We start from the raw sequence: 24,217 nt of genomic DNA, 5'->3' as shown, positions 1-24,217 counted from the left end.
CGCGGTCCTGTCCCTGCGAGTAGCCTCGCCGCCCGAATACCAGCAAATTGCGCCGATTTTCGGGCATATCGCCGTGACCGGGGATCAATCCTCGAACAGCTCGCTTTGTCCTTCGTCGGTCTCTTCCTCGGCGTCCGCATCCTCGCCGACCTGCGGCACCCCCAGCGGCGACGGGCGGCTTTCCAGCAGCCCGGCGGCGCGCAGTTCCGCCAGCCCGGGCAGGTCACGCGCCGATTCCAGCCCGAAATGCTCCATGAAGGTCTGCGTCACCACGAAGGTCACCGGGCGGCCCGGGGTCATGCGGCGGCGCCCGAAGCGGATCCACTCCATCTCGATCAACTGGTCGACCGTGCCGCGCGACACGGCGACACCGCGGATTTCCTCGATCTCGGCCCGCGTGACCGGCTGGTGATAGGCAATGATCGCCAACGTCTCGATGGCGGCGCGCGACAGCTTGCGCGTCTCGACGGTTTCGCGCTGCATCAGAAAGCCCAGGTCGGGCGCCGTGCGGATCGCATAGGCATCGCCGACCCGCACCACATGCACGCCCCGCCCGGCGTAGCGCTTGCGCAGATAGACCAGCGCCTCGGCTGCGTCGCAGCCATGCGGCATCCGGTCCTCCAGATCCTTGACCGTCACGGCCTCGGCGGTGGCAAAGAGGATCGCCTCGACCATGCGCTCCTGCTCGGCCATGGGCGGCGCCTCGAACAGGCTTTGGCGTGGCAGGCTCTCGTCCGGGGTCATGGTATCCTTCGGGGCATCATTCGGGGCATTGTTGCGGGTCTCGTCCGGGGCGTCGTCAGTCATCGCGTCTCTCCCGGCGGCGCAGCTGGATCGGTTCGAAACTGCCGGACTGGCGCAGCTCGGCCTTGCCTTCCTTGACCAGCTCCAGCGAGGCGGCAAAGGTCGCGGCGGTGGCAGAGCGCCACATGACCTCGTCCTCGCCCCAGCCGTCCGGCAGGTAACTAGAGATCTCGGTCCACTGCCCGGCAAAGCCGATCATGCCGCGCAACCGCTCCAGCGCCTGTTCCATGGTGAAGACCTTGTCGCGGTCCATCACGAAGGGGCGGAATTCGTCGCGCGTGCGGATGCGCGCATAGCCCTGCATCAGGTCCAGCAGCGTCGCGGTGTATCGCACCCGCCGCACCCGTTCCATTTCCTCGGGCAGGCCCCGGGCGAAGAAGTTCATCCCCAGCCGGTCGCGCGCCATCAGCTTGGCCGCCGCCTCGCGCATGGCCTGCAGGCGTTCCAGCTGGAACGCGAGATGCGCGGCCAGTTCCTCGCCCGACGGGCCCTCTTCGGTGGGATCGGGCGGCAGCAGCAGGCGCGATTTCAGAAAGGCCAGCCAGGCCGCCATCACCAGGTAATCGGCGGCCAGTTCGATCCGCAGCGCCTTGGCCTTGTCGACAAAGGCCAGGTACTGCCGCGCCAGCGCAAGGATCGAGATCTTGCGCAGGTCGACCTTCTGCACCCGCGCCATGTTCAGCAGCAGGTCGAGCGGTCCCTCGAATCCATCCACGTCCACCACCAGCGCCTCGGCGGCGAGGCGGTCGGTGACGGACAGCGGCATTTCGGACTGGGCGTCAGGCTCTGTCATTCAAGGCTCTTGCGATCAAGGCCTCAAATTCCTGTTGCAGGGCCTCGATGTCAACCGGCGCGGGCGCCTGCCGGGCCGCCAGTGGCCGTCTCTGCGCGGGTCTGTGCCGCCGGGCTCATCGCGCCCGCCGCCTCTGCGACGGCCTGCATCTCGGCAAGGTCGCCGTTGCAATGCAGGACGACGTCGCAGCCCGCGTCCAATGCGGCGCGGGCACGCTCGGGCACCGTGCCGGACAGCGCCTGCATGGAGATATCGTCGGTCATCAGCAGCCCGCCAAAGCCGATGCTGTCGCGGATCAGCTCGATCATCACCGGCGACTGGGTGGCGGGCCTGTGGTCGATCGCCTCGAAGACGATATGCGCCGACATGGCCATCGGCAGGGTGTTCAGGGCCCGGAACGGGGCGAAGTCCATGCCATCCAGCGCGTCGAGGGGGGCCGCGACGCGGGGCAGTTCAAGGTGGCTGTCCAGCGTCCCCAGCCCGTGACCGGGGATATGCTTCATCACCGGCAGGACGCCGCCCTGCATCAGCCCCTCGGCCGCGGCGCGACCATGGGCCACCACCGTCGCCACATCCGCGCCGTAACAGCGGTTGTGCAGGAAGCGATGCGTCTCTGGGCGCGCGATATCCAGTGTCGGGATGCAATTTCCGTCGATGCCGAGGCCGCGCAGTTCCTCTGCCATGATGCGCTCGCGCAGCCAGAAGGCGCGCGCGGCATCGCGGCCCAATTGGGTGGCATCCTCCAGCGGCGGGCGCCAGTCGCGCGCCAGCGGCGGGCGCAGGCGCTGGACGCGTCCGCCCTCCTGGTCGATGAAGATCGGCGCGTCCCATCCGACAGCGGCGCGCATCTCTGCGCAGAGCGCGCGGATCTGCGCCGGCGTGTCGAGGTTGCGGGCGAAAAGGATAAAGCCGAAAGGCCGCGCCTGCCGGAACAGCGCGGTCTCGTCCTTGGTCAGGCGCAGCCCCGCGCAGCCGTAGATGGCCGCGCCGAACCCCGTCATCGCGTCACAACCGGGATGCAGTCGATGTTCTGCGACACCAGCGCCGAACAGAAGCGGCGCGCGTCGGCCAGATCCTCGAAACCATGGGCGCGCAGGCGGTAGAAGGTGCGCCCGCCAGAGCTGGCCTTCTGGACCACGCGGTCCTTGCCGTCGAGGAACTCGCCCAGACGCCCGCCCAGCTTGTCCCACTCGCTGCGGGCCAGTTCGGCGGAATCATAGGCGCCGATCTGTACCAGCCGGGTGCCGGAGGCAAGCTGCGCGGGGTCGATCTCCTCGCGTTGCGACGGCAGCGGCGGCCCCCGCTGCCACGGCGGCGGAGGCCTCCGGCGCAGTTGCGGCGCTTCTCAGGCCTGCGGGGCGCAGGTTCGGGCGCAGCGACCGGGCCAGCCCCGGCCCGAGGCTGGCCACCTGTGTCGTCTCTTCGGCCAGCGACGTCTCTCCGACCGAGGTCACCACCGGCACCATATCCCCGCCGTCCAGCGGTTCCAGTGGCCTCGCCGCCGATGCTTGCGACCAGCGCGGCAAGCTGGGCGTCTTCGTCTTCGGACAGCCCCGGCTCGATCTCGGCGATTTCGGCATTGGCGGCCAGCGAGGTCCGCATCGGCTCGGGCTGTTCGGCGGGCACCAGCAGCCCGGCGGCCACGTCCTCTGCCCCCAGCCCGGCGGCGCGCGGTGCCAGAACCAGCCGGTCCGCCGGAGAGGCCGCGGCGCCAAGGCCCGCGACCGTGTTCACAGCCAGCCCCTCGGTGATCGGCAAGCGTGCCGCCGGGATCGACGGGCGCCTCGCGCATCGGGCCGGCCAGGGCCATCACCACCGGCACGCCCGAGACGTCGCGCGCCATGACCTTGTAGCCCCAGACGCCCACGCCCACGACCAGCGCAACAGAGGCAGCCGCCCCAAGCCAATGGGCCAGCGATGCCGCTTTTACGGATGCAGGGGCCCCATAGGCCCCGTCAAAGGTATACTCTGCCATGTCTGCCTCATGTCTCCCCCGCACGGTACATGGCCGTTCGGGTGGGTGCCTGCTCGATCAGATCCGGCCGGGGCGCCTGTTTGTCAGCGCATCTCTTCGACCGGGGTCACGCCAAGGATACCAAGCCCGGCGCAAATCACAACCGCCGTGGCGCGGGCCAGCAGAATTTTCGCCTGTGTTGCGGCAGGGTCATCCTGCACGAAGCGCAGCGCCACATTGTCGTTGCCCTTGTTCCACAGCCCGTGCAGGTCGGCGGCCACCTCGGACAGGTAGGTAGCGACGCGGTGCGGCTCATGCGTGCGCGCGGCGATCTCGACCAGACGCGGCCATTCCGCCAGCTTCGCGGCCAGCGCGATCTCGGCGGGGTCTTCGAGCACCGGGGTCAGCCCCGCAAGCGTGGCGTCCGAGACGTCGACACCCGCATCGGCGGCCTTGCGCAGCACGGAACAGATCCGGGCATGGGCGTATTGCACGTAGAAGACCGGGTTTTCCTTGGACTGCTCGACCACCTTGTCGAAGTCGAAGTCGAGCGCCGCGTCGGGCTTGCGGGTCAGCATGTGGAAGCGCGCCACGTCGGCGCCCACCATGTCGACCAGGTCGCGCAAGGTGACGAAGGTCCCTGCCCGCTTGGACATCTTGAAGGGCTGGCCGTCCTTGAACAGCTTCACCAGCTGGATCAGCTTGATATCCAGCGGCACGCTGCCTTCGGACAGAGCGCTGACGGCGGCCTTCATGCGTTTGACATAGCCGCCGTGGTCGGCGCCGAAAATGTCGATGAGCATGTCGAAGCCGCGGGTCACCTTGTCGTAGTGATAGGCGATGTCGGGCGCGAAATAGGTCCAGGAACCATCCGACTTCTTGATCGGGCGGTCGACGTCGTCGCCGTGTTCCGTCGAGCGGAACAGCGTCTGTTCGCGCGGCTCCCAGTCTTCGGGGGTCTTGCCCTTGGGCGGCTCCAGCACGCCGCGATAGATCAGGCCCTTGTCGTCCAGCGTCTGGATCGCATCCTCGATCCGCCCGGTACCGTAAAGGCTTTTCTCGCTGAAGAAGTTGTCCATGTGGACACCCAGCGCGGCCAGATCCGCGCGGATCAGGTCCATCATCGCATCGGTGGCGAAGGTGCGCACCTCGGCCAGCCATTCCTCTTCGGGGGCGTCCAGCCAGCGGTCGCCGACCTTGTCCTTGAGCGCCTCGCCCACCGGGATCAGGTAGTCGCCCGGGTAGCTGCCCTCGGGCCAGTCGACGCTGAGGTCATGCGCCTCCCGGTAGCGCAGGTAGACAGACCGCGCCAGCACGTCGACCTGTGCGCCGCCGTCGTTGATGTAATATTCGCGGGTGACGTCATAGCCCGCATAGGCCAGCAGCGAGGCCATGGCGTCGCCGACGATGGCGCCGCGCGCATGGCCCACGTGCATCGGGCCGGTCGGGTTGGCGCTGACGTATTCGATATTGACCTTGGTGCCCGCGCCCATGTCGGAGCGCCCGTAACCGGTGCCGTCGGTCAGGATCGCGGCGGGCAGCGCCGCCCATGTGGCGTTCGACAGCCGCAGGTTCAGGAAGCCCGGCCCGGCCACCTCGGCGCTGGCGATGCGGTCATCGGCGCGCAGCTTCTCGGCCAGAGCCTCGGCGATGTCGCGCGGCTTCATCTTCGCGGGCTTGGCCAGCACCATAGCGGCGTTGGTCGCCATATCGCCATGCGCCGGGTCGCGGGGCGGCTCTGTGGTGACGGGATCGGTGTTCAGGCCCTCGGGCAGCGTGGCCTCGGCTTGCAGGGCGGAAATGCTGTCGATCACCAGCGCGCGGATATCGGAAAACAGGTTCATGGGATGCCTCTTGGATTGGCTGTCCTCTACCACTTTGACGGGCTGCGTCAAACAGGGGTGTTTCGCGCGGCCCTGCGGCCGCGCGACTGGCGGGGGCTTTGCCCCCGGACCCCCAAGGTATTTGAAAGACCAGAGAAGACGGGAGAGGCGCGCCGGGGCGCGGGCCGCGCCTTGCCCTGCCGGTCCGGCGGACCGCCCTCTAGGCGACGTCCTGCGGATCCTCGGTCTTGCGGGCTTCGCCGTTTCCGTTGCCCTCGCCATTGCGGTGCGGCTTCTTCGGGGTCAGCGACAGGATGCGGGTGCCCGCGGCGTCCTTGGGTTCGTCCTCCGGCCCGAGCAGGCGCAGCGTCCCGTTCGGGCCGATGTCTGCGAAGGCCGTGGCATCGGGCAGTTTCTCGCGCCAGTGCTCCAGCGTGAATTCCTCGGACAGCCGGGTGACGCGGAACTCGCAGCCCTGCGCCACGCGGGCGTTGACCTCGAAGAAGGTCTCGTCGGCGCCGAGGGCCCGGCCACCCAGCGTCGCGGGCAGCGCATGGCGCGACGAGGCCTGTTTCACCCGCTTCAGCTGATAGACGTTCTCGCGCCCGAACTCGGGCGCCAGATCGGTGGCCACCAGCGTGTTATAGGCGTCGTTGTCGGTGGCCGTGATCAGCTTTTCATAGGCGACGTGGTCGATCCGGTGCTCTGCCGCCTCGGAGAGGATATCGCCGAAGAAGGTGTCCAGTCCCGCCTCGCGCGCCGCCCGCAAATGCGCATGGTTCGGGTCGGCGATCATCACCGGCAGCTCCATCTTCCGCAGCGCCTTGCCCAGTTCCACCGACCATTGCGAGCCGCCGAGGATCAGCACCCCCGGCACCTTGGCCGCCGTCAGCCCCAGCCAGCGCGCCATGGGTGTCAGGGTGAAGCCGTGCAGCACCACCGTCGCCGCCACCAGCGCGAAGGCCAGCGGCCCGATGCGATTGGCATCGGTGATCTCCAGCGCCGCCAGCCGCTCTCCGAAGAGCCCGGCCACCGCCACCAGCACCACGCCGCGCGGGCCGGTGAAGGCCACCAGCAGGCGCTCTTTCCACGGGATATTCGACAGCGCCAGCGAGATCAGAACCGCCGCAGGCCGCGCGACGAGGATTACCACCACAACGAAGACCAGCGCCCGCCAGTCGAGGATGGCCAGCTTCTCGAAGCTCATGTTCGCCGCCAGCAGGATGAAGACGCCCGAGACCAGCAGGATGGTCGCATGTTCCTTGAAGCGGCGCAGCTCGGTGAAGCTGGGCAGTTCGGCATTGGCCAGCCACAGGCCCATGACGGTTACCGCCAGCAGGCCGCTTTCATGCAGCACGCTGTCCGACACCGCAAAGACCGCCAGAAGCACCACGAAGAGCACCGGCACCTTCATGTACTCGGGCACAAAGGCGTTGCGGAAGGCCCGGACCAGCCCCCAGCCCGCCGCCGCGCCAAGCACGATGGCGACGAGGATGCCGACGATCAGTACCTGCGCCGCATGGCCCGCGCCGGTCGCGGTCTCGAAGACCACGACGACCTCGAAGGCCAGCACCGCGGCCAGCGCGCCGATGGGATCGTTGACGATCGCCTCCCACTGCAAGAGCGCGGCGGGGCGGCGCGACAGCCGCGATTGCCGCAGAAGCGGCGCGATGACCGTCGGTCCGGTGACGATCATGATGCCGCCGAAAACCGCCGCGCCAGCCCAGCTGACGCCCGCCACGTAATGCAGCGCCAGCGTCGAGAACAGCCAGCCCAGCGGCGCGCCGATCACCACGAGGCGGCGCACCCCCTCGGCGGCATCCTTCAGCGAATGCAGGTTCAGCGTCAGACCGCCCTCGAAGAGGATGATGGCTACGGCAATGGCGATCATCGGCTGCAGCATGTCCCCGAACTGCGCGCCGGGATCGAGAAAGCCCAGCACCGGCCCGATCACCAGACCGGCGGCCAGCATCAGCACGATGGCGGGCAACCGCAGCTTCCGAGGCCAGCCACTGGCTGCCCACGCCAAGCGCGCCCACCAGCGCGAAGGCCAGTACCGGATCGAGCGCGCCGCCCGTTTCTGCCGTTGCCATCTGTCGGTCTTCCCTGTCCCAGTCGCAGCCCTTTGCGGGTCATGCGTAGCTAGCGCAGCCTGCGCCGGCGTCCATGGCCGGTCAAGACGGCGGAACGGGGGAGGCACGCCCGGCGGTGGGACGAGGCGCTGTCAGGCCACCCCGATCCGGGCCCGCACAGCGCCCGGACGGCGGCACCGTCAGTAGCCGCTGCCGCCCAGCCCTTCGAGACAATCGCGCCCGGTCAGCTTGATGTGCTGCTGCAGCGCGAAACGGTCGGTCATCCCCGCCACGTAATCCGCAACCAGCCGCGCCAGGCCGGCCTCGTCACCGGCCCGCAGGGCCGTCTCGACGTCGCCCTGCCAGCGCGCCGGAAGCAGCGTCGGATCGGCCATGTACAGCGGAAAGAGCGCCTCCAGAGCCTGCGTGACCCGGGCGCGCTTTTCCATGACCTCTGGGGCGCGGTACATGTTGGTGAACAGGAAGCTGCGGATCTGCCGCAGGTCCGCCCAGAGGGCCTCGGAGAAACGGATCACCGGGCGTCCCAACTCGCGGATCTCCTGTGCCGAGCCCGCGCCAGACTCCTTCAGGCAGGCCTCGGAGGTCTGGATGAGATCCGAGACCATGGCACCGAAGACCCGGCGCAGCGCCTCGTGCCGGCGGCGATAGGCATCCAGACCGGGATAGGTGGCATCGACTTCGGCATAGGCCTCGCGGATGATCGGCAACGCGGCGATCTCTTCCTCGGTGAACAGCCCGGCCCGCAGCCCGTCGTGCAGGTCGTGATTGTTGTAGGCCACGTCATCCGACAGCGCCGCCACCTGCGCCTCGGCGCTGGCATGGGTGTGCAGTTCGAGGTCATGCAGGGCGTTGTAGGCGGACAGCGCATAGGGGATGGCGCCCTCGACCGGCCCGTTGTGCTTGGCGATGCCTTCCAGCGTGTCCCAGGTCAGGTTCAGCCCGTCGAACTCGGCATAATGCCGCTCCAGCGTGGTGACGATCCGCAGCGTCTGGGCATTGTGGTCGAACCCGCCCCAGGGCTGCATCAGCGCATCCAGCGCATCCTCGCCGGTATGCCCGAAGGGCGTGTGGCCCAGGTCATGCGCCAGCGCCACCGCCTCGGTCAGGTCGGTGTTCAGGCCAAGCGCGTTGGAAATGGTGCGCGCCACCTGCGCGACCTCGATGGAATGGGTCAGCCGCGTGCGGTAGAAATCGCCCTCGTGTTCGACGAAGACCTGCGTCTTGTGCTTCAGCCGCCGAAAGGCCGAACAATGGATGATACGGTCCCGGTCGCGCTGGAAACACGAGCGGAAGGCGCTTTCCTCTTCGGCATGGCGCCGCCCGCGGGACACGGCGGGATGGCAGGCAAAAGGGGCGTCGGGCATGGCAGGGTCTCCGGATTCGGGGGCTGTTTACTGAATGACGGCCCCGAATGACATTGCTTCCTGCCCCCCGCCGGGCATTTGGCGGCAAGGACCGGGCCCCTTGCCCAGCCCAGGCCGCGATCTTCCGCCCCCCCGACGTCGCCGCCGAAGGCGCTTCCCTTCGCCCCAGGCCCGCTCCGCCAGCGCCCGCTTTTGCAGGCGCAGCCGACCGGTCACCGCGCTTCGACGCTGTTGCTCCTCGTGGCCACCGCCGCCGGCAAACCCGCCGGGGGCTTGCTGCCGCGTCCGCGCGGGCCTATCTCTGGGAAGAACCGCAATACCCCAGGTGCCCCATGCAACTGCCGCCCAAAGTCACCCCCCGCGCCTTCGAACGCCTGGCCGAAATTGGCGCCGGCGACGAGGGCAAGGCCCTGCGCGTCGCCGTCGAGGGCGGCGGCTGCTCCGGCTTCCAGTACGACATCCGCCTCGACGAACCCGCCGACGACGACCTGGTGATCGGCGAGGGCGCCGAAAGGGTTGTCGTCGATCCGGTCTCCCTGCCCTTCCTGTCCGGCGCCGTGATCGACTTTTCCGAAGAACTCATCGGCGCCCGTTTCGTGATCGAGAACCCCAACGCCTCCAGCTCCTGCGGCTGCGGAACCTCCTTCTCGATGTAACACGCCTGCCGCGCCCGCACCGCAGCGTCCGGGCCGGTTCCGCATCGCAGGGAAAAGCGGCGCCCGGAAAAAGCGCCGCATCCCTTTCGCACGGGACATCCTGCTTCTTCCTGCTTCTTCTTGGTCCAAATACCTCCGGGGGTCTGGGGGCAGAGCCCCCGTCCCTACTCCGCCGCCAGCGCCGCCGCCGGACGGGTGGCGCGCGCGCCGGCAAGGCTCTCGTCGGCCACCAGCCAGATCCCCGAGCCGATGACCAGCGTCACACCCATCCATGTGCCCGCCGCCGGAACCTCTCCGAAGGCAACCAGGCCGATGCCCACCATCCAGACGAATTGCAGGTTCATCAGCGGTGTCGCCACATAGGCGGGCAGCAGCCGCAGCGCCTCGGCCACCACGTAGCGCGCGGCGAAAAGCGCGGCGGCATAGGCCGCGACCCAGCCAAGATCCGCCAGTGGCATCGGCTTCCAGACCAGCGGCAGCGCCAGCGCCATCACCCCCATCAGCGCCGCGTTGGGCCAGAAGACCTGCGCCAGCGGCACGCGTTCGGCGCGCGCGATCACCCGCGCCGCCAGCATCGAGCCGGTGCCCGAAAGTGCCGCCAGAAGCGCCCAGCCATGGCCCGCCTGCGCGCCCGACAAGCCGCCCGGCATCAGGAACAGCACACCCCCGGCCCCCAGCGCCAGCGCCGCCCAGGCCATCGGACGCGGCGCCTCGTTCAGGACCGGGCCGCTCAGCGCCGCCGCGATCATCGGGATCAGCCCGATGAACAAGAAGACATCCGCGAAGGGCAGCAGCCGGAAGGCCATGAAGAAGGCGACCGAGGCGACCACGGTCAGCACCGCGCGCACCGCCATTGGTCTGACCGAGCGCAGGCGGATACCCTCGACCGCGCTCTTGCCCTGCGCCCGCGCCGCGCCCAGCGTGAAGGCCAGCACCAGCGCCGAGGACAGCACGAACAGCTGCGGCGCCTCGTAGCCGCCCGCGATGAACTTGGTGATGCCGTCGGCAGCGGCCATCATTCCGGTGTACAGCACGACCAGCGCCGCGCCCGCCCCGGCGCCTGTCGTCAGCGCCCTCATAGCCGCCCGGCCCGGGCGAAGCCCTCGAAATAGCTTTCGAAAAGCGCGCTCGACCGCGCCGCCGCGCTCAGCAGCTCCATCGCCTCCGGCGACAGCCTCGGCGCCATGCGGCGCCGCATCCTGTGCCAGTCGCCGCTGCGCCCCTCCTCCATGCCCAGCATGGCCTCGCTGATCTCGCGCAGGGCGTTGCCCTGACGCGGCGCCCGGTCAAAGCGCATCCGTGCATCCGCGACCGGCTTGCGAAAGACCGGTTCGCCGATCACCCCCAGATGCCAGTTGCCGACGAGGAACTCGTGGTAATCGTCGCTCAGCGCCACGCCCTCGCCTGCCGCAATGGCGAAACCCTCGGACCGGGCGCGCAGCCAGGCCGTCCAGACCGCCGGCGCGCTGTCCCCGGCATAGGCCGGGGCGATGCAGACCTCGGCCAGCAGGTCGGCGTTCTGGTCCAGAAAGGCGGTCAGCCCGGCGAAATGCAAGCTTTGCAGCACCTCGGGCGGCAGATCGGGATCGCGGCGGCCGTATTCCGACAGGTAGTAGACGATATGGGTCAGCTCGTAGGCCGCCTTCTTGTTGGGCAGCGCAAAGGTCGCGCTGCGGGCGGCGAAGGCGCGCAGCCGGTCGTCCAGCCCCGGCTCGCGGATCGGGTCGACGCCGCGCCGCGTCATCAGTCGTCGCGCCTCGGCGCGTTGCAGGTCGGAGAGTTCCGCCTGGGCCAGCCCTTCGGACGCGGCGAAATCCACCATGCGCGCGGCCTGCGCGCCGGGCATTCCGAGGTCTTCGAGATCCAGCGCCAGCGACAGGAAAAAGCGGTAGTACTGCGGGAAGAACCGCAGGCGTTTCTCGGCGCCGGCATAGAACCCGGCGTGGCGGGCCAGCGCCTCGGGCGGCACCGGGGTGCCGGTACATTCGAGGATGTTCAGAAGCTCGGCGTTCTCCTTCAGCCAGAAGACATCCTCTTCTGGCCGCCGATGGTCGGCGAAACAGCCCAGAAGCGCGGTCACCCGCGCTTCCGAGGGGGCAATCCGGGTCGGGACGGTCAGAGGGATGACATTGGTCATATCCGTGGCTCCTTGTCTGTCAGGACAGGGCCCGCCCCGCCCGGTTCGGCTGTCTGGGGGTCAGGCCTTGGGACCGGACCAGGAGGTGAAGGCCTGCACCTGCTCACCCTCTGCGATGCCGCCCTTCGCCGGGCCGGACCACGAGGTGAAGACCTCGACGTTGTCGCCCGAGCTGCGGTCGCCGGTCGCCGGGCCGGACCACGAGGTGAAAGCCTCGACGTTGTCGCCCGAGCTGCGGTCGCCGGTCGCCGGGCCGGACCATGAAGTGAAAGCCTCGATGGCATCGCCGGCAAAGCGGTCCCCGGTTGCGGGACCGGACCACGAGGTGAAGGCCTCGACTGCCTCGCCGGTCAGGGCGCTTGCTTCCACATTGGAAACGGCTTCTTCAGAGAATATACGTTTACTGCGTGCAGACATGTTCATGCTCCAGTTTAAGTTTTGGTGATATGCCCTTGAAATCTGCACGCAAAACGGGTTTGCAAAAAGTTAATTCTTGTTAAGGTTGTTTAAGGCTGGGGTTATGCACAGTCGGTGCCCAGTGCATCCGTTTCGAACTGCGAAACGAACGGGTTTTTCCACAGATATAAATTTCTTGGGGATAACACCGGAATTTGCAGCGCAACGCCCTTTGCAAAGCCGACAACAGCCGAATCATTGCCCCGCCCGGCAATGTCCTCGCCGCGCGTCAGCGTCAGCCTGTTTCTAATCCGCATCCCCCTCCCAACCCGCACAGCCCCCCTGTGCCAGACCCGACGCCAAGGGGCGGCACCCGGTGGCCCCACCCGCAACCCGGCCTGTCACCCCCTTGACCCGGCTGACCACATCGGGTCTGCCTGCGGCATATCGAAGGAGCCCGCCATGAAGATCGCCACGTTCAATATCAACGGGATCAAGGCCCGCATCGGCGCCCTGACCGACTGGCTGGACGAGGCCCAGCCCGACGTCGTCCTCTGCCAGGAGATCAAGTCCGTCGACGAGGCCTTTCCGCGCGAGCCCTTCGAGGATCGCGGCTACAACGTCGAGACCCATGGCCAGAAAGGCTTCAACGGGGTGGCGATCCTGTCGAAACTGCCGCTGGAGGACGTCACCCGCGGCCTGCCCGGCGACGACAGCGACGAACAGGCCCGCTGGATCGAGGCGACGGTGGTCGGCGACAGCCATGCCGTGCGGCTGTGCGGGCTCTACCTGCCCAACGGCAACCCGGTCGAGTTCGACGCCGAGGGCAAGCCCCTGCGCGACGGCAAATACGGTTACAAGCTGGACTGGATGGACCGGCTGGAGGCGCGCGCCCGCGCGCTGATGGCGGCGGAAATGCCCGCGATGATGGCGGGCGACTACAACGTGATCCCGCAGGCCGAGGACGCCGCAAAGCCGCAAAGCTGGGAAACCGACGCGCTTTACCTGCCGCAGACCCGTGCAGCCTTTCGTCGAATCCTGAACCTTGGCTTCACCGAGGCCTTCCGGGCGCGCGTGCAGGGCCCCGGTCACTATAGTTTCTGGGACTATCAGGCCGGCGCCTGGAACCGCAACAACGGCATCCGCATCGACCACCTGCTGCTGACCCCGCAGGCCGCCGACCTGATGACCGACTGCGTGATCGACAAGGCGGTGCGCGGGCGCGAGAAACCCTCGGACCACGTGCCGGTCTGGGTGACGCTTGCCGCCTGACCCGGTGCGGGCGCTCAGGCATCCGCTTGCACCCCGCCCCCGCGCACACTAATTTCAAACGGAACACTCAGGTAAAGACGAGGCTTCTCTTCATGCCCATGCACGCCCAGGAAATCGAGGATCTGCTGCGTCAGACCTTTCCCGATGCCCGGATCGTCGTCGAGGGTAACGATGGTGTACACATGTCCGCCATGGTCATCGACGAAAGCTTTCGCGGCAAGAACCGGGTCCAGCAGCAACGCGCGGTCTATGCCGCGCTGAAGGGCCGGATGGACGGCCCCGACGGGGACCTGCACGCGCTGGCGCTGACCACCAAGGCCCCGGATTGACACACCTTTCCGCCCCGGCACGGGCCGGGCGCGGATCATCAGAAGGATGAGACAGCCATGTCCGCCGAAGACCAGATCAAGCAGACCGTAACCGCCAATGACGTGGTCCTTTTCATGAAGGGCACCAAGACCATGCCGCAATGCGGCTTTTCCAGCCGTGTCGCCGGGGTCCTGAACTACATGGGTGTCGACTTCGCCGATGTGAACGTGCTGGCCGACGACGCGATCCGTCAGGGGATCAAGGATTACTCGGACTGGCCGACCATCCCGCAGCTTTACGTCAAGGGCGAGTTCGTGGGCGGCTGCGACATCATCACCGAGATGACCCTGTCGGGCGAGCTGGACGCGCTCTTCGAGCAGAACGGCGTTGCCTATGACAAGGATGCGGCAGAGAAGATCCGCGAAGCCAACGCCTGAGGCGCGCGCCGCTGCGCAGGCGGGATGACACGAAAAACGGGCGGGGAATTCCCCGCCCGTTTGCGTTCAGGGCTCTGGCAATGCATCGGCGCACCGGAACAGATCGACGCGCCGGACCGGCCCCGGTCCGGGGCCGATCGCGGCGCCTGACCTCAGGTCGCGCCAAGCGCCTCTTCGACCTGCTCTGCCAGAGATTCCGCCCGGGCGGCAATCTCTGCAAGGCTGTCGGTCAGGTCGTCCGGGATCACCGGCACCTCTACTTTTGTGGGCTCCGGCGCCGGACGGCCTTTTCCCTGGCCAGCGCGCTTTCGGCGGCGGCCAGTTTGTCCTGCGCGTCGCGCAGGCGCTCTTCCAGACCGGCGGTCTTGTCGGCCAGCATCAGCCCCGCCATCAGCAGCATCCGCGCCTCGGGCATCCGTCCGATCTGCGACACCAGGGTCCCGGCCTCGTCGTCCAGAAGCTTGGCGGCGGTAAACAGGAACTGCTCTTCGCCATCCTGACAGGCAACCTCGAAGGTGCGCCCGCCGATGACGATATCGACTTCTTTCTGAGCCATCAGCCCGCCTCCCCCGGGTTCGCACCGCATCGGCCAGCATCGGCTCCAGCGTGCCGATCACCGCCTCGACCTCGGCCACCTCAGAGGCGCGCGCGGCGCGCAGCGCCTCCAGTTCGGCGGCCATGGCCCTGTCGATCAGACCGGCATCGGCCAGCCCCTGCGCATTGGCCTCGCGCAGCGCGGCGCTGCTGTCCAGAAGCCCCTCGTTGGCCCTGCGCAGCCGCTGCATTTCGGGATCGAGCCTTGCCACCGCCTCGGGCGACGGGCCACCGGCGGGCCGCGCCTTCAGCGCCCTCAGGCGTTCCTGCAACTGGGCATTGGCCATCTGCTCGTCTTCCAGCGCCTCGCGCAGCGCGGTCAGTTCCGCCGGGTCGGCGGTGGGTTCGGAGGCCGCGGGCGCGGGCTCTGCCGGATCCTCTTCGGGGTCCGGCGCGGCCTCGGCCAGCGCGGCCTCGACCGCCTTGTCCAGATCGGCGGCAGCCTCGGCCCGCGCCGCCTCGACAGCCGCGGCCAGATCCTCATCCGCCTTCCGCCGCGCGGCATCCGCCGCCTCCTGCGCCGCTGTCAGGGCCGTCTCGGCCTCTGCCAGCCGCGCCTTCAACGCCTCGATCTCTGCCGCGGGGACGCTTGCAGCCCCGGCTTTTTCCACGGTCTGACCGATCCGGTCCAGCGCGCGGCTGAGCCGCGTCTGCAAGTCTTCGATCTGGCTCATGCCACCCCTCTTGCCGTCCCACCTGTCACCGGCGCGCGAATCACGCCCGGTGCTGTTTGGGTAAAGTTTAACAAGCGCAAAGGAAATTGCGCCCCCCATACGTTACAAGGCCTTACCGGCAGGCCCTCACCCGCGAAACCGGAGGCATGGCGCCCGATGCTTGCACTTTGTCCCGACATTGATATTGAGCCGTTATCGCTAAAACTTGAGGATGGACATACGGTGGATATCGCAGAGCTTCGCACCCGCAATCCCGATCACTGGATGCGCGCAACCGCCATTCGCGCCCTTGCGCTGGACGCCGTCGCAGCCGCCAATTCCGGCCACTCGGGGATGCCCATCGGCATGGCCGACGTGGCCACCGTGCTGTGGTCGAAGCACCTGAAGTTCGACGCCGCCAACCCCGGCTGGTACGACCGCGACCGCTTTATCCTGTCCGCCGGCCACGGCTCGATGCTGATCTATGCGCTGCTCTACCTGTCGGGTGACAAGCAGATCACGCTGGACGAGGTGAAGAACTTCCGCCAGTGGGGCGCCCGCACCGCCGGCCACCCCGAGAACTTCCTTGCCGACGCCATCGAGACCACCACCGGCCCGCTGGGTCAGGGCATCTCGAACTCGGTCGGCTTCGCCATGGCCGAGGAAATGCTGCGCGGTCGCTTCGGCAAGAAGATCATCGACCACCACACCTATGTGATCGCCGGCGACGGCTGCCTGATGGAAGGCGTCAGCCAGGAGGCCCTGGGCCTCGCGGGCCGCTATGAACTGGGCCACCTGATCGTCTTCTGGGACAACAACGACATCACCATCGACGGCAAGGTCTCGCTGTCGGACCGCACCGATCAGGTTGCACGCTTCAAGGCCTCCGGCTGGCATGTGCAGGAAATCGACGGTCACGACCCCGAGGCCATCGACGCCGCCATCGTGGCGGCCAAGGCCGAGACCGGCAAGCCCTCGATGATCGCCTGCAAGACCCATATCGCTCTGGGCCACGCGGCGCAGGACACTTCGAAGGGTCACGGCGCGCTGACCAACGCCGAGCAGAACGAGGCCGCCAAGGCCGCCTGGGGCTGGACCAACGGCGCCTTCGACATCCCCGCCGAGATCAAGTCCTGGTGGGAAGAGGCCGGTTCGCGCGGCGCCGCCGAGCGTGAGGCCCGGGAGGCCCGCCTGGCCGAGACCTCGGAAAGCCGCCAGAAGGAAATCCACCGCGTCTTCGCCGGTGAAGCCCCGAAGAAGCTTTCGGCGGTGATCAAGGCGCTGAAGAAACAGATCTCCGAGACCAAACCCAAGGTCGCGACCCGCAAGGCCTCGGAGATGGCGCTGGAAGTGATCAACCCGATCATGCCCGAGACCGTCGGCGGCTCTGCCGACCTGACCGGGTCGAACAACACGCTGACCGGCGACATGGGCACCTTCGACGTGGACAACCGCAAGGGCCGCTACGTCTACTGGGGCATCCGCGAACACGGCATGGCCGCGGCGATGAACGGCATGGGCCTGCACGGGGGCCTGCGCCCCTACGGCGGCACCTTCATGGCCTTCACCGACTACGCCCGCCCGGCGATGCGCCTTGCGGCCCTGATGAAGACGCCCACCGTCTTCGTCATGACCCATGACAGCATCGGCCCGGGCGAGGACGGCCCGACCCACCAGCCGGTGGAACATGTCGCCATCAGCCGCGCCACGCCGAACACGCTGGTCTTCCGCCCCGCCGACGCGGTGGAAACCGCCGAGGCCTGGGAAATCGCGCTGAAGCAGACGGCGACACCCTCGGTGATGTCGCTGACGCGCCAGAACCTGCCCACTGTCCGGACCGAGCACAAGAACGCCAACCTCACCGAGAAAGGCGCCTATGTGCTGGCCGAGGCCGAGGGCAAGCGGCAGGCCATCCTGATGGCCACCGGCTCGGAGGTCGAGATCGCCCTGGCCGCCCGCGACCTGCTGCAGGCAGAGGGCATCGGCACGCGCGTCGTCTCCATGCCCTGCTGGGCGCTCTTCGAGCAGCAGGAGGAAAGCTACCGCCGCCGCGTGCTGCCGCCCGCCGGTCCGGTGCGCGTGGCCGTCGAGGCCGGGGTGCGCTTCGGCTGGGACCGCTGGCTCTGCGGCGAGCGCGGCAATGCCAAGAAGGCGGGCTTCGTGGGCATGGAAGGCTTCGGCGCCTCGGCCCCGGCAGAGGTGCTCTACGAAAAGTTCGGCATCACCGCAGAGGCGGTCGCCGCCAAGGTGAAAGAGCTGCTCTGAGGCGGTGCGAAGGCCGCTGGAACGGCCTTCCCCCATCCCGAGACCAAAGGGCTGCCCGCGGGCGGCCCTTTTCCTTTTCGGGGGGGCTGAAAAGCACTCAGGTCCGGGACGGGGGCTCTGCCCCCGAACCCCCGAGGTACTTCAGGACCAAAGAAGCAGGGACGCTCGCCCTCCCTTCTTCTGTCTTCAAATATCCCGGGGAGCGCGAGGGGCTGGCCCCTCGCCTCCATGCGATCACTTGGCGGTAGGGGTCTTGTGATTGCCGGGCCCTGCCTCCCCGGGGCAAGGCCCGTCTCAGGCGCTGCCGGTTCCGCCGGACAGGCCGTCCAGCACCGCGCGGGCCGCGCGCAGCCCCGGCGGGTCTTCATGCAGGCCAAGCTGCCGCATGGTGTCCGCCATGGCCTCGCGTTGCGCCTCTGGTGCGTCCAGGAGCGCGGTGAAGGCGCGCGCGATCGGCTCTGGCCGGCAGGCCTTGCCGATGAACTCGGGCACGGTTCGGGTGCCGCTGACGAGGTTCACGAGGTTCACGCTGTCGACCAGAAGCAACCGCCCGATGATCTGGCGCGACAGCCAGCCCATGTCGTAGGCCACCACCATCGGTGTGCCCGCCGCCGCCAGTTCCAGCGCGACGGTGCCCGAGGCGGCCAGCGCCGCATCCGCCGCGCGGAAGGCAGCGCGCTTGTCCGCGCCGTCCGGGTCTTCGGCGGGGTCGATCAGCACCGGGTTCCCGGGCCAGTCGCGCGTGGCCGCGCGCACCGCCAGCGCCACATTCGCCGCCATGGGCACCACCAGCCGCAGGCAGGGCCGCGCGAGCCGCGATGCGGTGCACCGCGTCGGTCAGGACCGGCATCAGGCGCGCGATCTCGGACCGGCGCGAGCCCGGCAGGACAAGCGCCATCTCGCCGTCGATGCCGTGGCGCGCGCGGAAGGCCTGCGCCTCGGCGGCGCTGGCCAGCGGATCGGTCACGACCGGATGGCCGACGAAGTCGCAGGGGATGCCCGCGGCTTCCATATAGGGCGGTTCGAAGGGCAGCAGCGCCAGGACCTGATCCACATGCGCCGCCATCTTCACCGCCCGTTTCGGGCGCCAGGCCCAGACCGTCGGCGCCACGTAATGCACCGTGCGCACGTCAGAGGCCGCCTTGACCAGCCGTGCCACGCGCAGCGAGAACTCGGGCAGGTCGATGGTGACCAGCACGTCCGGCTGCGCCGTCACCACCGCCTCGGCGGTCTGGCGGATGCGCGCCTTGAGGTGGCGGTATTCCTTCAGGATCTCGGTGATCCCCATCACGCTGATCTCGTCCATCGGGAACAGGCTTCCCAGCCCCTCGGCAATCATGCGCGGCCCGCCCACGCCGGTAAAGCGCACCCCCGGCACAAGCGTCTTCAGCCCGGCCATGAGCGCCGCGCCCAGTTTGTCGCCCGAGGCTTCCCCGGCGGTAATGAAAACATGCATCAGGCGGGCCTTTCGCGGATCCAGAGGAACAGGCCATGGGCGTCGAGCGTCTCGACCAGCGCCTCGCGGTCCAGCACCAGCACGCCGCCCGCTTCGATCACCATGCCCGAGAGGCCCGCGTCGACGCAGGCCCGCGCCGTGGCGGGCCCCACCACGGGCATGTCGACGCGGCGGTCCTGCGTGGGCTTCAGGGCCTTGTAGAACAGCCCGCCGCGGGCCTCGGCGGGCAGCGCGCCAAGCATGGCATCGGTGCCCTCCCGCGTCTCGCGGGCCAGCACGCGGCCCTGCCCCAGCACGCAGCACTGGCCAAGGTCGCGGTTGCCCTGCTCGACGCTCACCCCGTCGCCAAGCGCGGCGTCGCGGCGCTGCACGGGGGAGGGCTGCACCCGGGTATATACCCCGGCGGGCGGCAGCAGCCCCGGTGCGATCTCATGCGCGCCGACAACCCGCACCCCGGCATCCTCGAAGACCGCGATCGCCGCGCGCAGGGCGCCGTCTTCGCCCTGCCTCAGCACCCGCAGGATCTTCGGCAGCACCCAAAGCGTCGAGACGCTCAGCCGGGACAGCCGCAGCGGCGGGCGGGTCACCACGCCCGCCATGCACAGCTCGGTCACCCCCCGCTGCCGGAGCCAGCGCAGAAAGTTGCCCAGTCTCTCGATGCAGAACAGGTGGTCCGGCTCCAGCCGGTCGGGTGGCGCATGGGCCGTGGCGCAGACCGAGGGCCGCTCTGGCAGCGCGGCCAGCAAGGCCTCGGGCAGCCTGCCGCGCCCGGCGATCACCGCCAGCATGGCAGCCCCCGACCCCGTAGTTCCGCCATCGGATCAGCCCGGCGTCAGGTAGTGGCGGTCGCTGTCGCCAAGGATGAAGTCGACGATCTCGCGCACGTAGTCGCTTTGCGTTTCGGCGCCCAGCTTCCCGGCGCGGTCGGCAAAGGCCCCCTCGCCCTGCGCCAGCATCTGGAACGCGGCCCGCAGCGCGGTGATATCCGCGCGCGCCACGCCCCGGCGCTTCAGCCCGACGAGGTTCAGCCCGTCCAGCTTGCCACGCGGTGCCTGCACCAGCCCGTAGGGGATCACGTCATTGGTCACCATGGTCACGGCGCCGATGATCGCGCCGCGCCCGATGCGCACCCATTGATGCACCCCCGACAGCCCGCCGACGATCACGTCGTCCTCGAGCACGCAATGCCCGGCCAGCGCGGCGTTGTTCACCAGGATCACCCGGTTGCCGACCTGCGCGTCATGGGCGACGTGACAGCCCGCCATAAAGAGGCCGTCGTCGCCGACACGGGTGACGCCGCCGCCTCCCTCGGTACCGGCGTTCATCGTGACATGCTCACGGATGCGGTTGCGGGCGCCGATCTCCAGCCGGGTCTTTTCGCCGCGGAACTTCAGGTCCTGCGGGATCTCACCGATCACCGCGAAGGGAAAGATCACCGTTTCCGCCCCGACCGAGGTCCTGCCGTTCACCACGACATGGCTTTTCAACTCGACGCCGTCGCCCAGAACGACCTCTGGCCCGACGTGGCAGAAGGGGCCGACGCGCACGCCCTGCCCCAGTTGCGCGCCCTCCTCGACGACAGCCGAGGGATGGATGACGGTTTCGGGCACAGAACCCCCTTCGGTTTCGCTCAAGACGGCAGGTCCATCATCGCGGTGAACTCGGCCTCTGCGGCCATCTCACCCTCGACCGTGGCCACGCCGCGGAATTTCCAGACCTTGCCGCCGGGCTTGCCGCGCAGCGTCTCCAGCTTCATCCGAAGCTGGTCGCCGGGCACCACCTTGCGGCGGAACTTGCAGGCGTCGATAGCCATGAAATAGACCTTCATCTCCTTGTCGGCCATCTCCAGCGTGACACCCACCATGACGGCGGCGGTCTGGGCCATGGCCTCGACAATGGTCACGCCGGGCATGATCGGCAGACCCGGGAAATGGCCCCGGAAATGCGGCTCGTTCATGGTGACGTTCTTCAGGCCGACCGCGCTGGCCGTCCCGTCGATCTCTTCGACCCGGTCGACGAGCAGGAAGGGATAGCGGTGCGGGATGATCCGCTGGATCAACTGGATGTCGGCGGATATTTGCGTGTCACTCATGCGCGGGGCCTGCCTTTTCTTTCTATTGGTGCCTTGTCCGTAGCAATCCGCGCCCGTCAGGGCAAGCAAGCCTGTCGGGCCTGCGCCGCTTCCCGCCCTGCCTTCAGTCCGCGGTGGCGGGGGCCTCGGGGATCCTGTCGTCCGCCGGCTCCGCATCGGGGACGGCGCCTTCGGGCAGGTCCGGCAGCACGTCAGAGCCGCCGTCGCCGACCACATGATCCAGAAGCGCGATCGCCCGGTCGGTGGCGTCCACCGCATCGGCGGCCACGAAGACCGCGCGCCGTTCAAGGATCATCACGGCGCCGGTTTCCCGCATCAGCTGTTCGATGGCAGGCTCCGCAAGGCTGAGAAAGCGCCGCCGCGCCTCGTCCTGACGGGCCGACAGCGCGCGCGCCTTGGCATCCTGTTCGCTGCGCAGACGCTGCACCTTCTCGTCGAAGGCATCGGCAAGATTGCGGAACTCTGCCGGGGGCATGGTCGGACGCTGGTCGGTCAGGCGCCGCTCTTCCTCGATCAGTTCCGCCTCGATCCGGCGGTTTTCCGCAGCAATGGCAGAGCCTTCGCTTTCAAGCGTGTCCTCCAGCCGTTGACCAAAGGCGCTTTGCGCGAAGACCCTGTCGAAATCGATCACCAGGATCGGGCTGTCGGTCAGGCCGGTGTCCAGCGGCGCGCCCATCGACTGCGCAAGGGCGCCGGCGGGGCCGAGGCCCGCCAGCAGGATGCAGATCGCAGCGAACCGGCGCAGCATCGACCGCTCAGAACTGGGTCGAGACGGTCAGGTTGAAACGCCGGTCGTCGTCGAAGTCCCGCTTCTTCAGCGGCTCCGAGAAGTTCAGGCGAAGCGGGCCGATGGCGCTGTCCCAGAAGATCGAGAAGCCGACCACATGGCGGGCGTCGAAGTCCTCGGACACGATGCTGTTGCCGCCGGCCACCTTGGCCTTGGTGGCATCCGACAGCCCCCAGACAGAGCCGACGTCGTAGAACAGACCGCCCGAGATGCCGTATTCGTCCGGCAGACCGATGGGGAACTCTGCCTCGAAACGCGCGACGGCGAAGTATTCGCCGCCCAGCGGATCGTCGACATTGTTGCCGATCTCACGCGGACCGATGCCGCCGTAATCGAAGCCCCGCAGCTGGTTCGGCCCCACGAGGAAGCGGTCGGTCACCCGGCTGTTGCCGCTGGAGTAGCTGATCGCACCGGCATCGAGCGAGGCCCGCAGCGTCACCTCTTCAGAGAAGACCTTGGTCTGGGCCACGGCGCGGACATTGGTCCGCACATAGGTGGAATCGCCGCCAAGCCCGGCAAAGTCCTGTCCGAATTCCAGCAGGTAGCGCGTCTTGTCGTCCAGACCGAAGCGGGCGGTATCGAAGTTCAGCGTATAGCCGAGCGAGCTGTCGAACCGCTCGCCCTCTGCGGCCTCGGCCTGGATGATCCCGCCGATATCGTCGTCCTTGGGATCGACGTTTCGGATGTCGCTGTAGCGCGCCGAATAGCGCAGTTGCAGCGAGGTCGCTTCCGACAGCGGGAAGGTCAGCGCGGGCTGGAACAGGCCCTTCGCCGTGTCGAAGGTCGCGTTCAGGTTGTCCGTCTCGCTGTAGTTCAGATCGAAGCTCAGCGACAGGTCGCGGCCCAGCAGGGCCGGTTCGGCGAAGCGCAGCGAATAGGACCGCGAGGACGAGGCGGTGTTGATCCCGAAGCTGAAGAACTGGCCCCGGCCAAGGAAGTTGCGTTCCGAGAAGGTGATCGCGGCGCCGATGCCGTCGGTGGTGGAATACGAGCCGCCGAAGGACAGCGAGCCGGTCGGCTGCTCTTCGACGTCGACGTCGACGATGACCTGCTGCGGGCTGGACCCTTCGCGGGCCTGCACGTCGGCGGTGGCGAAGAAGCCAAGCGCGCGGATGCGTTCGGCGGCCTCGCGCACGGCGCGCGGGTTGAAGGGATCGCCCTCGACCACGTCGAACTGGCGCCGCACCACGCGGTCCAGCGTGGTGGTGTTGCCCTCGATGTCGATGCGTTCGATAAAGACCCGCTCGCCGCGCGTCAGAACCAGATCGACATCCAGCGACAGGTCGCGGTCGTTGCGGCTGATCCGCGGTTCGACCCGGACAAAGTTCAGACCTTCCTGAATCGCCAGCTTTTCAAGCCGCGCGATCTCGTTCTCGACCAGAACCGGCGAGTAGACCTTGCCCGAGCGCATCTTGACGCGGCGCTGGAACAGCGCGGTATCGACCTCGGCGAGATCCGAGGAGACCGTCACATTGCCGACGCGGAACTGCTGGCCTTCCTCGACGTTGAAGGTGACGAAATAGCCGTCCCGTTCCTGCGCCAGTTCGGCGTTCACCCCGGTGATGCGGAAATCGACGTAGCCGCGCGAGGAATAGAAGTCGCGCAGAAGCTGCTTGTCGAACTCGACACGGTCCTCGATGAAGGTGTCTTTCGAGATCACCGCCCGCAGCAGGCCCGCCTGCTTGGTTTCCAGCACGCGGCGCAGGCGCCGGTCGGTGTATTTGCCGTTCCCCGAGAAGCCGATGCGCTCGACCTCGGCGACGCCGCCCTCGAAGACCTCGAAGACCAGGTCGACGCGGTTGTCGCTGCGGCGGATGACCTTGGGCGACACGCGGGCGGCCACCCGGCCCTGCGTCACATAGGCCTCGGACAGGGTCTGGGCGTCGGCCTCGGCCACGCTGGGGCTGAAGACGCGGCGCGGCTGCGATTGCAGCGCGGCGGCAAGGTCTTCGTCCTTGATGCGGCGGTTGCCCTCGATCGAGATGCGGTTGATCGTCGGGTACTCGACCACGCGGATCAGCAGCGTGCTGCCCTGCGGCACGATCTCGACCCGTTCGAAGAGGCCGGAATTCAGGACGCGCTGGTAGGCGTCGTTCAGCTCGCCGCCGGACACGGTCTGCCCGCGCGCGATCCCGGCGTAGGACAGGATCGTGCTGGCGTCGACGCGGCGGTTGCCCTCGATCCGGACGGAACTGAAACTGTAGGCCTGCGCCACGGCGGGGCTTGGCAGGGTCACGACCCCGGCGCCCAGCCCAAGGGCGAAGGACAGGGTTACGGCCTGAACCGCCGTCCTGACCCGAAATTTGTTTTTATCAATCTGCGCTGCTCGCGC

At 68.1% G+C, this 24,217-nt stretch carries 21 protein-coding genes and 3 pseudogenes; 6 read left to right on the top strand and 18 right to left on the bottom strand.

Annotated features, from left to right (window positions below):
* Window positions 1–84: 84 nt before the first annotated feature.
* From scpB to ABFB10_RS18475, 8 genes and pseudogenes are all read right to left on the bottom strand, one after another.
* On the bottom strand, window positions 85–744 hold the full coding sequence (gene scpB / locus ABFB10_RS18510; protein ID WP_347168061.1) for an SMC-Scp complex subunit ScpB: 660 nt from the start codon (window positions 742–744) through the stop codon (window positions 85–87).
* A gap of 55 nt (window positions 745–799) precedes the next feature.
* Window positions 800–1,597: a segregation and condensation protein A gene (locus ABFB10_RS18505; protein ID WP_347167616.1), complete on the bottom strand. Its 798-nt coding sequence runs from the start codon at window positions 1,595–1,597 to the stop codon at window positions 800–802.
* 50 nt (window positions 1,598–1,647) lie between these two features.
* Entirely contained in the window at window positions 1,648–2,598 is a 951-nt protein-coding gene (locus ABFB10_RS18500) for a glycoside hydrolase family 3 N-terminal domain-containing protein (RefSeq protein ID WP_347167615.1), read from the bottom strand.
* Window positions 2,595–2,801, bottom strand: a complete 207-nt coding sequence (locus ABFB10_RS18495) for an SPOR domain-containing protein (RefSeq protein WP_347168060.1) — start codon at window positions 2,799–2,801, stop codon at window positions 2,595–2,597. Before ABFB10_RS18495 ends, ABFB10_RS18500 begins: the two co-directional genes overlap by 4 nt.
* Window positions 2,802–3,047: 246 nt before the next feature.
* Window positions 3,048–3,572, bottom strand: a complete 525-nt coding sequence (locus tag ABFB10_RS18490) for a hypothetical protein (protein WP_347167614.1) — start codon at window positions 3,570–3,572, stop codon at window positions 3,048–3,050.
* 83 nt (window positions 3,573–3,655) lie between these two features.
* Window positions 3,656–5,395 (bottom strand): arginine--tRNA ligase, encoded by a 1,740-nt coding sequence (argS, locus tag ABFB10_RS18485; protein ID WP_347167613.1) that lies wholly within the window; start codon window positions 5,393–5,395, stop codon window positions 3,656–3,658.
* Window positions 5,396–5,594: 199 nt separating this feature from the next.
* Window positions 5,595–7,467, bottom strand: a pseudogene (locus tag ABFB10_RS18480) (cation:proton antiporter).
* Window positions 7,468–7,646: 179 nt separating this feature from the next.
* Entirely contained in the window at window positions 7,647–8,831 is a 1,185-nt protein-coding gene (locus tag ABFB10_RS18475) for a deoxyguanosinetriphosphate triphosphohydrolase (RefSeq protein WP_347167612.1), read from the bottom strand.
* Window positions 8,832–9,163: 332 nt separating this feature from the next.
* Here ABFB10_RS18475 and ABFB10_RS18470 point away from each other — a divergent pair, with 332 nt between their 5' ends.
* Window positions 9,164–9,487, top strand: coding sequence for a HesB/IscA family protein (locus ABFB10_RS18470; protein WP_023852369.1), 324 nt, complete (start codon window positions 9,164–9,166; stop codon window positions 9,485–9,487).
* A gap of 164 nt (window positions 9,488–9,651) precedes the next feature.
* Here ABFB10_RS18470 and ABFB10_RS18465 read toward each other — a convergent pair whose 3' ends face one another.
* Genes ABFB10_RS18465 through ABFB10_RS18455 form a run of 3 tightly spaced genes read right to left on the bottom strand, consistent with a single transcriptional unit; the run spans window position 9,652 to window position 11,993 of the window.
* Window positions 9,652–10,566, bottom strand: a complete 915-nt coding sequence (locus tag ABFB10_RS18465) for a DMT family transporter (protein WP_347167611.1) — start codon at window positions 10,564–10,566, stop codon at window positions 9,652–9,654.
* Window positions 10,563–11,624 carry a DUF6902 family protein gene (locus ABFB10_RS18460; RefSeq protein ID WP_347167610.1) on the bottom strand — a complete coding sequence of 354 codons (1,062 nt, stop codon included), beginning with the start codon at window positions 11,622–11,624 and terminating at the stop codon, window positions 10,563–10,565. The genes ABFB10_RS18465 and ABFB10_RS18460 overlap by 4 nt, the downstream gene beginning before the upstream one ends.
* A 60-nt stretch (window positions 11,625–11,684) precedes the next feature.
* Window positions 11,685–11,993, bottom strand: coding sequence for a hypothetical protein (locus tag ABFB10_RS18455; protein WP_347167609.1), 309 nt, complete (start codon window positions 11,991–11,993; stop codon window positions 11,685–11,687).
* Window positions 11,994–12,482: 489 nt separating this feature from the next.
* Here ABFB10_RS18455 and xth point away from each other — a divergent pair, with 489 nt between their 5' ends.
* The 3 genes from xth (at window position 12,483) to grxD (ending at window position 14,038) form a co-directional block, all read left to right on the top strand.
* A complete protein-coding gene (gene xth, locus ABFB10_RS18450; protein ID WP_347167608.1) occupies window positions 12,483–13,292 on the top strand; it encodes an exodeoxyribonuclease III in 810 nt (269 codons plus the stop codon).
* Between the two features lie 92 nt (window positions 13,293–13,384).
* A complete protein-coding gene (locus ABFB10_RS18445) occupies window positions 13,385–13,621 on the top strand; it encodes a BolA/IbaG family iron-sulfur metabolism protein (RefSeq protein ID WP_206565859.1) in 237 nt (78 codons plus the stop codon).
* 57 nt (window positions 13,622–13,678) lie between these two features.
* Window positions 13,679–14,038: a Grx4 family monothiol glutaredoxin gene (gene grxD, locus ABFB10_RS18440; RefSeq protein WP_023852375.1), complete on the top strand. Its 360-nt coding sequence runs from the start codon at window positions 13,679–13,681 to the stop codon at window positions 14,036–14,038.
* A gap of 152 nt (window positions 14,039–14,190) precedes the next feature.
* On the opposite strand, the pseudogene ABFB10_RS18435 reads toward grxD, so the two are convergent.
* Window positions 14,191–14,594, bottom strand: a pseudogene (locus ABFB10_RS18435) (cell division protein ZapA).
* A 50-nt stretch (window positions 14,595–14,644) separates the two neighbouring features.
* Between ABFB10_RS18435 and ABFB10_RS18430 the strand changes: the two are divergent.
* Window positions 14,645–15,250, top strand: coding sequence for a hypothetical protein (locus tag ABFB10_RS18430; RefSeq protein WP_347167607.1), 606 nt, complete (start codon window positions 14,645–14,647; stop codon window positions 15,248–15,250).
* Window positions 15,251–15,528: 278 nt separating this feature from the next.
* Window positions 15,529–17,550, top strand: coding sequence for a transketolase (gene tkt / locus ABFB10_RS18425; RefSeq protein WP_347167606.1), 2,022 nt, complete (start codon window positions 15,529–15,531; stop codon window positions 17,548–17,550).
* Window positions 17,551–17,844: 294 nt separating this feature from the next.
* On the opposite strand, the pseudogene lpxB reads toward tkt, so the two are convergent.
* The 6 genes and pseudogenes from lpxB to bamA form a co-directional block, all read right to left on the bottom strand.
* Window positions 17,845–19,006, bottom strand: a pseudogene (gene lpxB, locus ABFB10_RS18420) (lipid-A-disaccharide synthase).
* Window positions 19,006–19,794, bottom strand: coding sequence for an LpxI family protein (locus tag ABFB10_RS18415; protein WP_347167605.1), 789 nt, complete (start codon window positions 19,792–19,794; stop codon window positions 19,006–19,008). Before ABFB10_RS18415 ends, lpxB begins: the two are co-directional and overlap by 1 nt.
* Window positions 19,795–19,827: 33 nt before the next feature.
* Window positions 19,828–20,616 (bottom strand): acyl-ACP--UDP-N-acetylglucosamine O-acyltransferase, encoded by a 789-nt coding sequence (gene lpxA / locus ABFB10_RS18410; RefSeq protein ID WP_347167604.1) that lies wholly within the window; start codon window positions 20,614–20,616, stop codon window positions 19,828–19,830.
* 20 nt (window positions 20,617–20,636) lie between these two features.
* Complete coding sequence (fabZ, locus tag ABFB10_RS18405; RefSeq protein WP_347167603.1) at window positions 20,637–21,098, bottom strand: 3-hydroxyacyl-ACP dehydratase FabZ; 462 nt, start codon at window positions 21,096–21,098, stop codon at window positions 20,637–20,639.
* Window positions 21,099–21,201: 103 nt separating this feature from the next.
* Window positions 21,202–21,846: an OmpH/Skp family outer membrane protein gene (locus ABFB10_RS18400; RefSeq protein ID WP_347167602.1), complete on the bottom strand. Its 645-nt coding sequence runs from the start codon at window positions 21,844–21,846 to the stop codon at window positions 21,202–21,204.
* 7 nt (window positions 21,847–21,853) lie between these two features.
* A complete protein-coding gene (bamA, locus tag ABFB10_RS18395) occupies window positions 21,854–24,121 on the bottom strand; it encodes an outer membrane protein assembly factor BamA (RefSeq protein WP_347167601.1) in 2,268 nt (755 codons plus the stop codon).
* Window positions 24,122–24,217 lie beyond the last annotated feature (96 nt).

It is taken from the genome of Ponticoccus litoralis (assembly GCF_039769985.1).
Taxonomy (GTDB): domain Bacteria; phylum Pseudomonadota; class Alphaproteobacteria; order Rhodobacterales; family Rhodobacteraceae; genus Ponticoccus; species Ponticoccus litoralis.
Note: the sequence above shows the minus strand (reverse complement) of the source record. Positions and strands in the feature narration are given on the sequence as shown.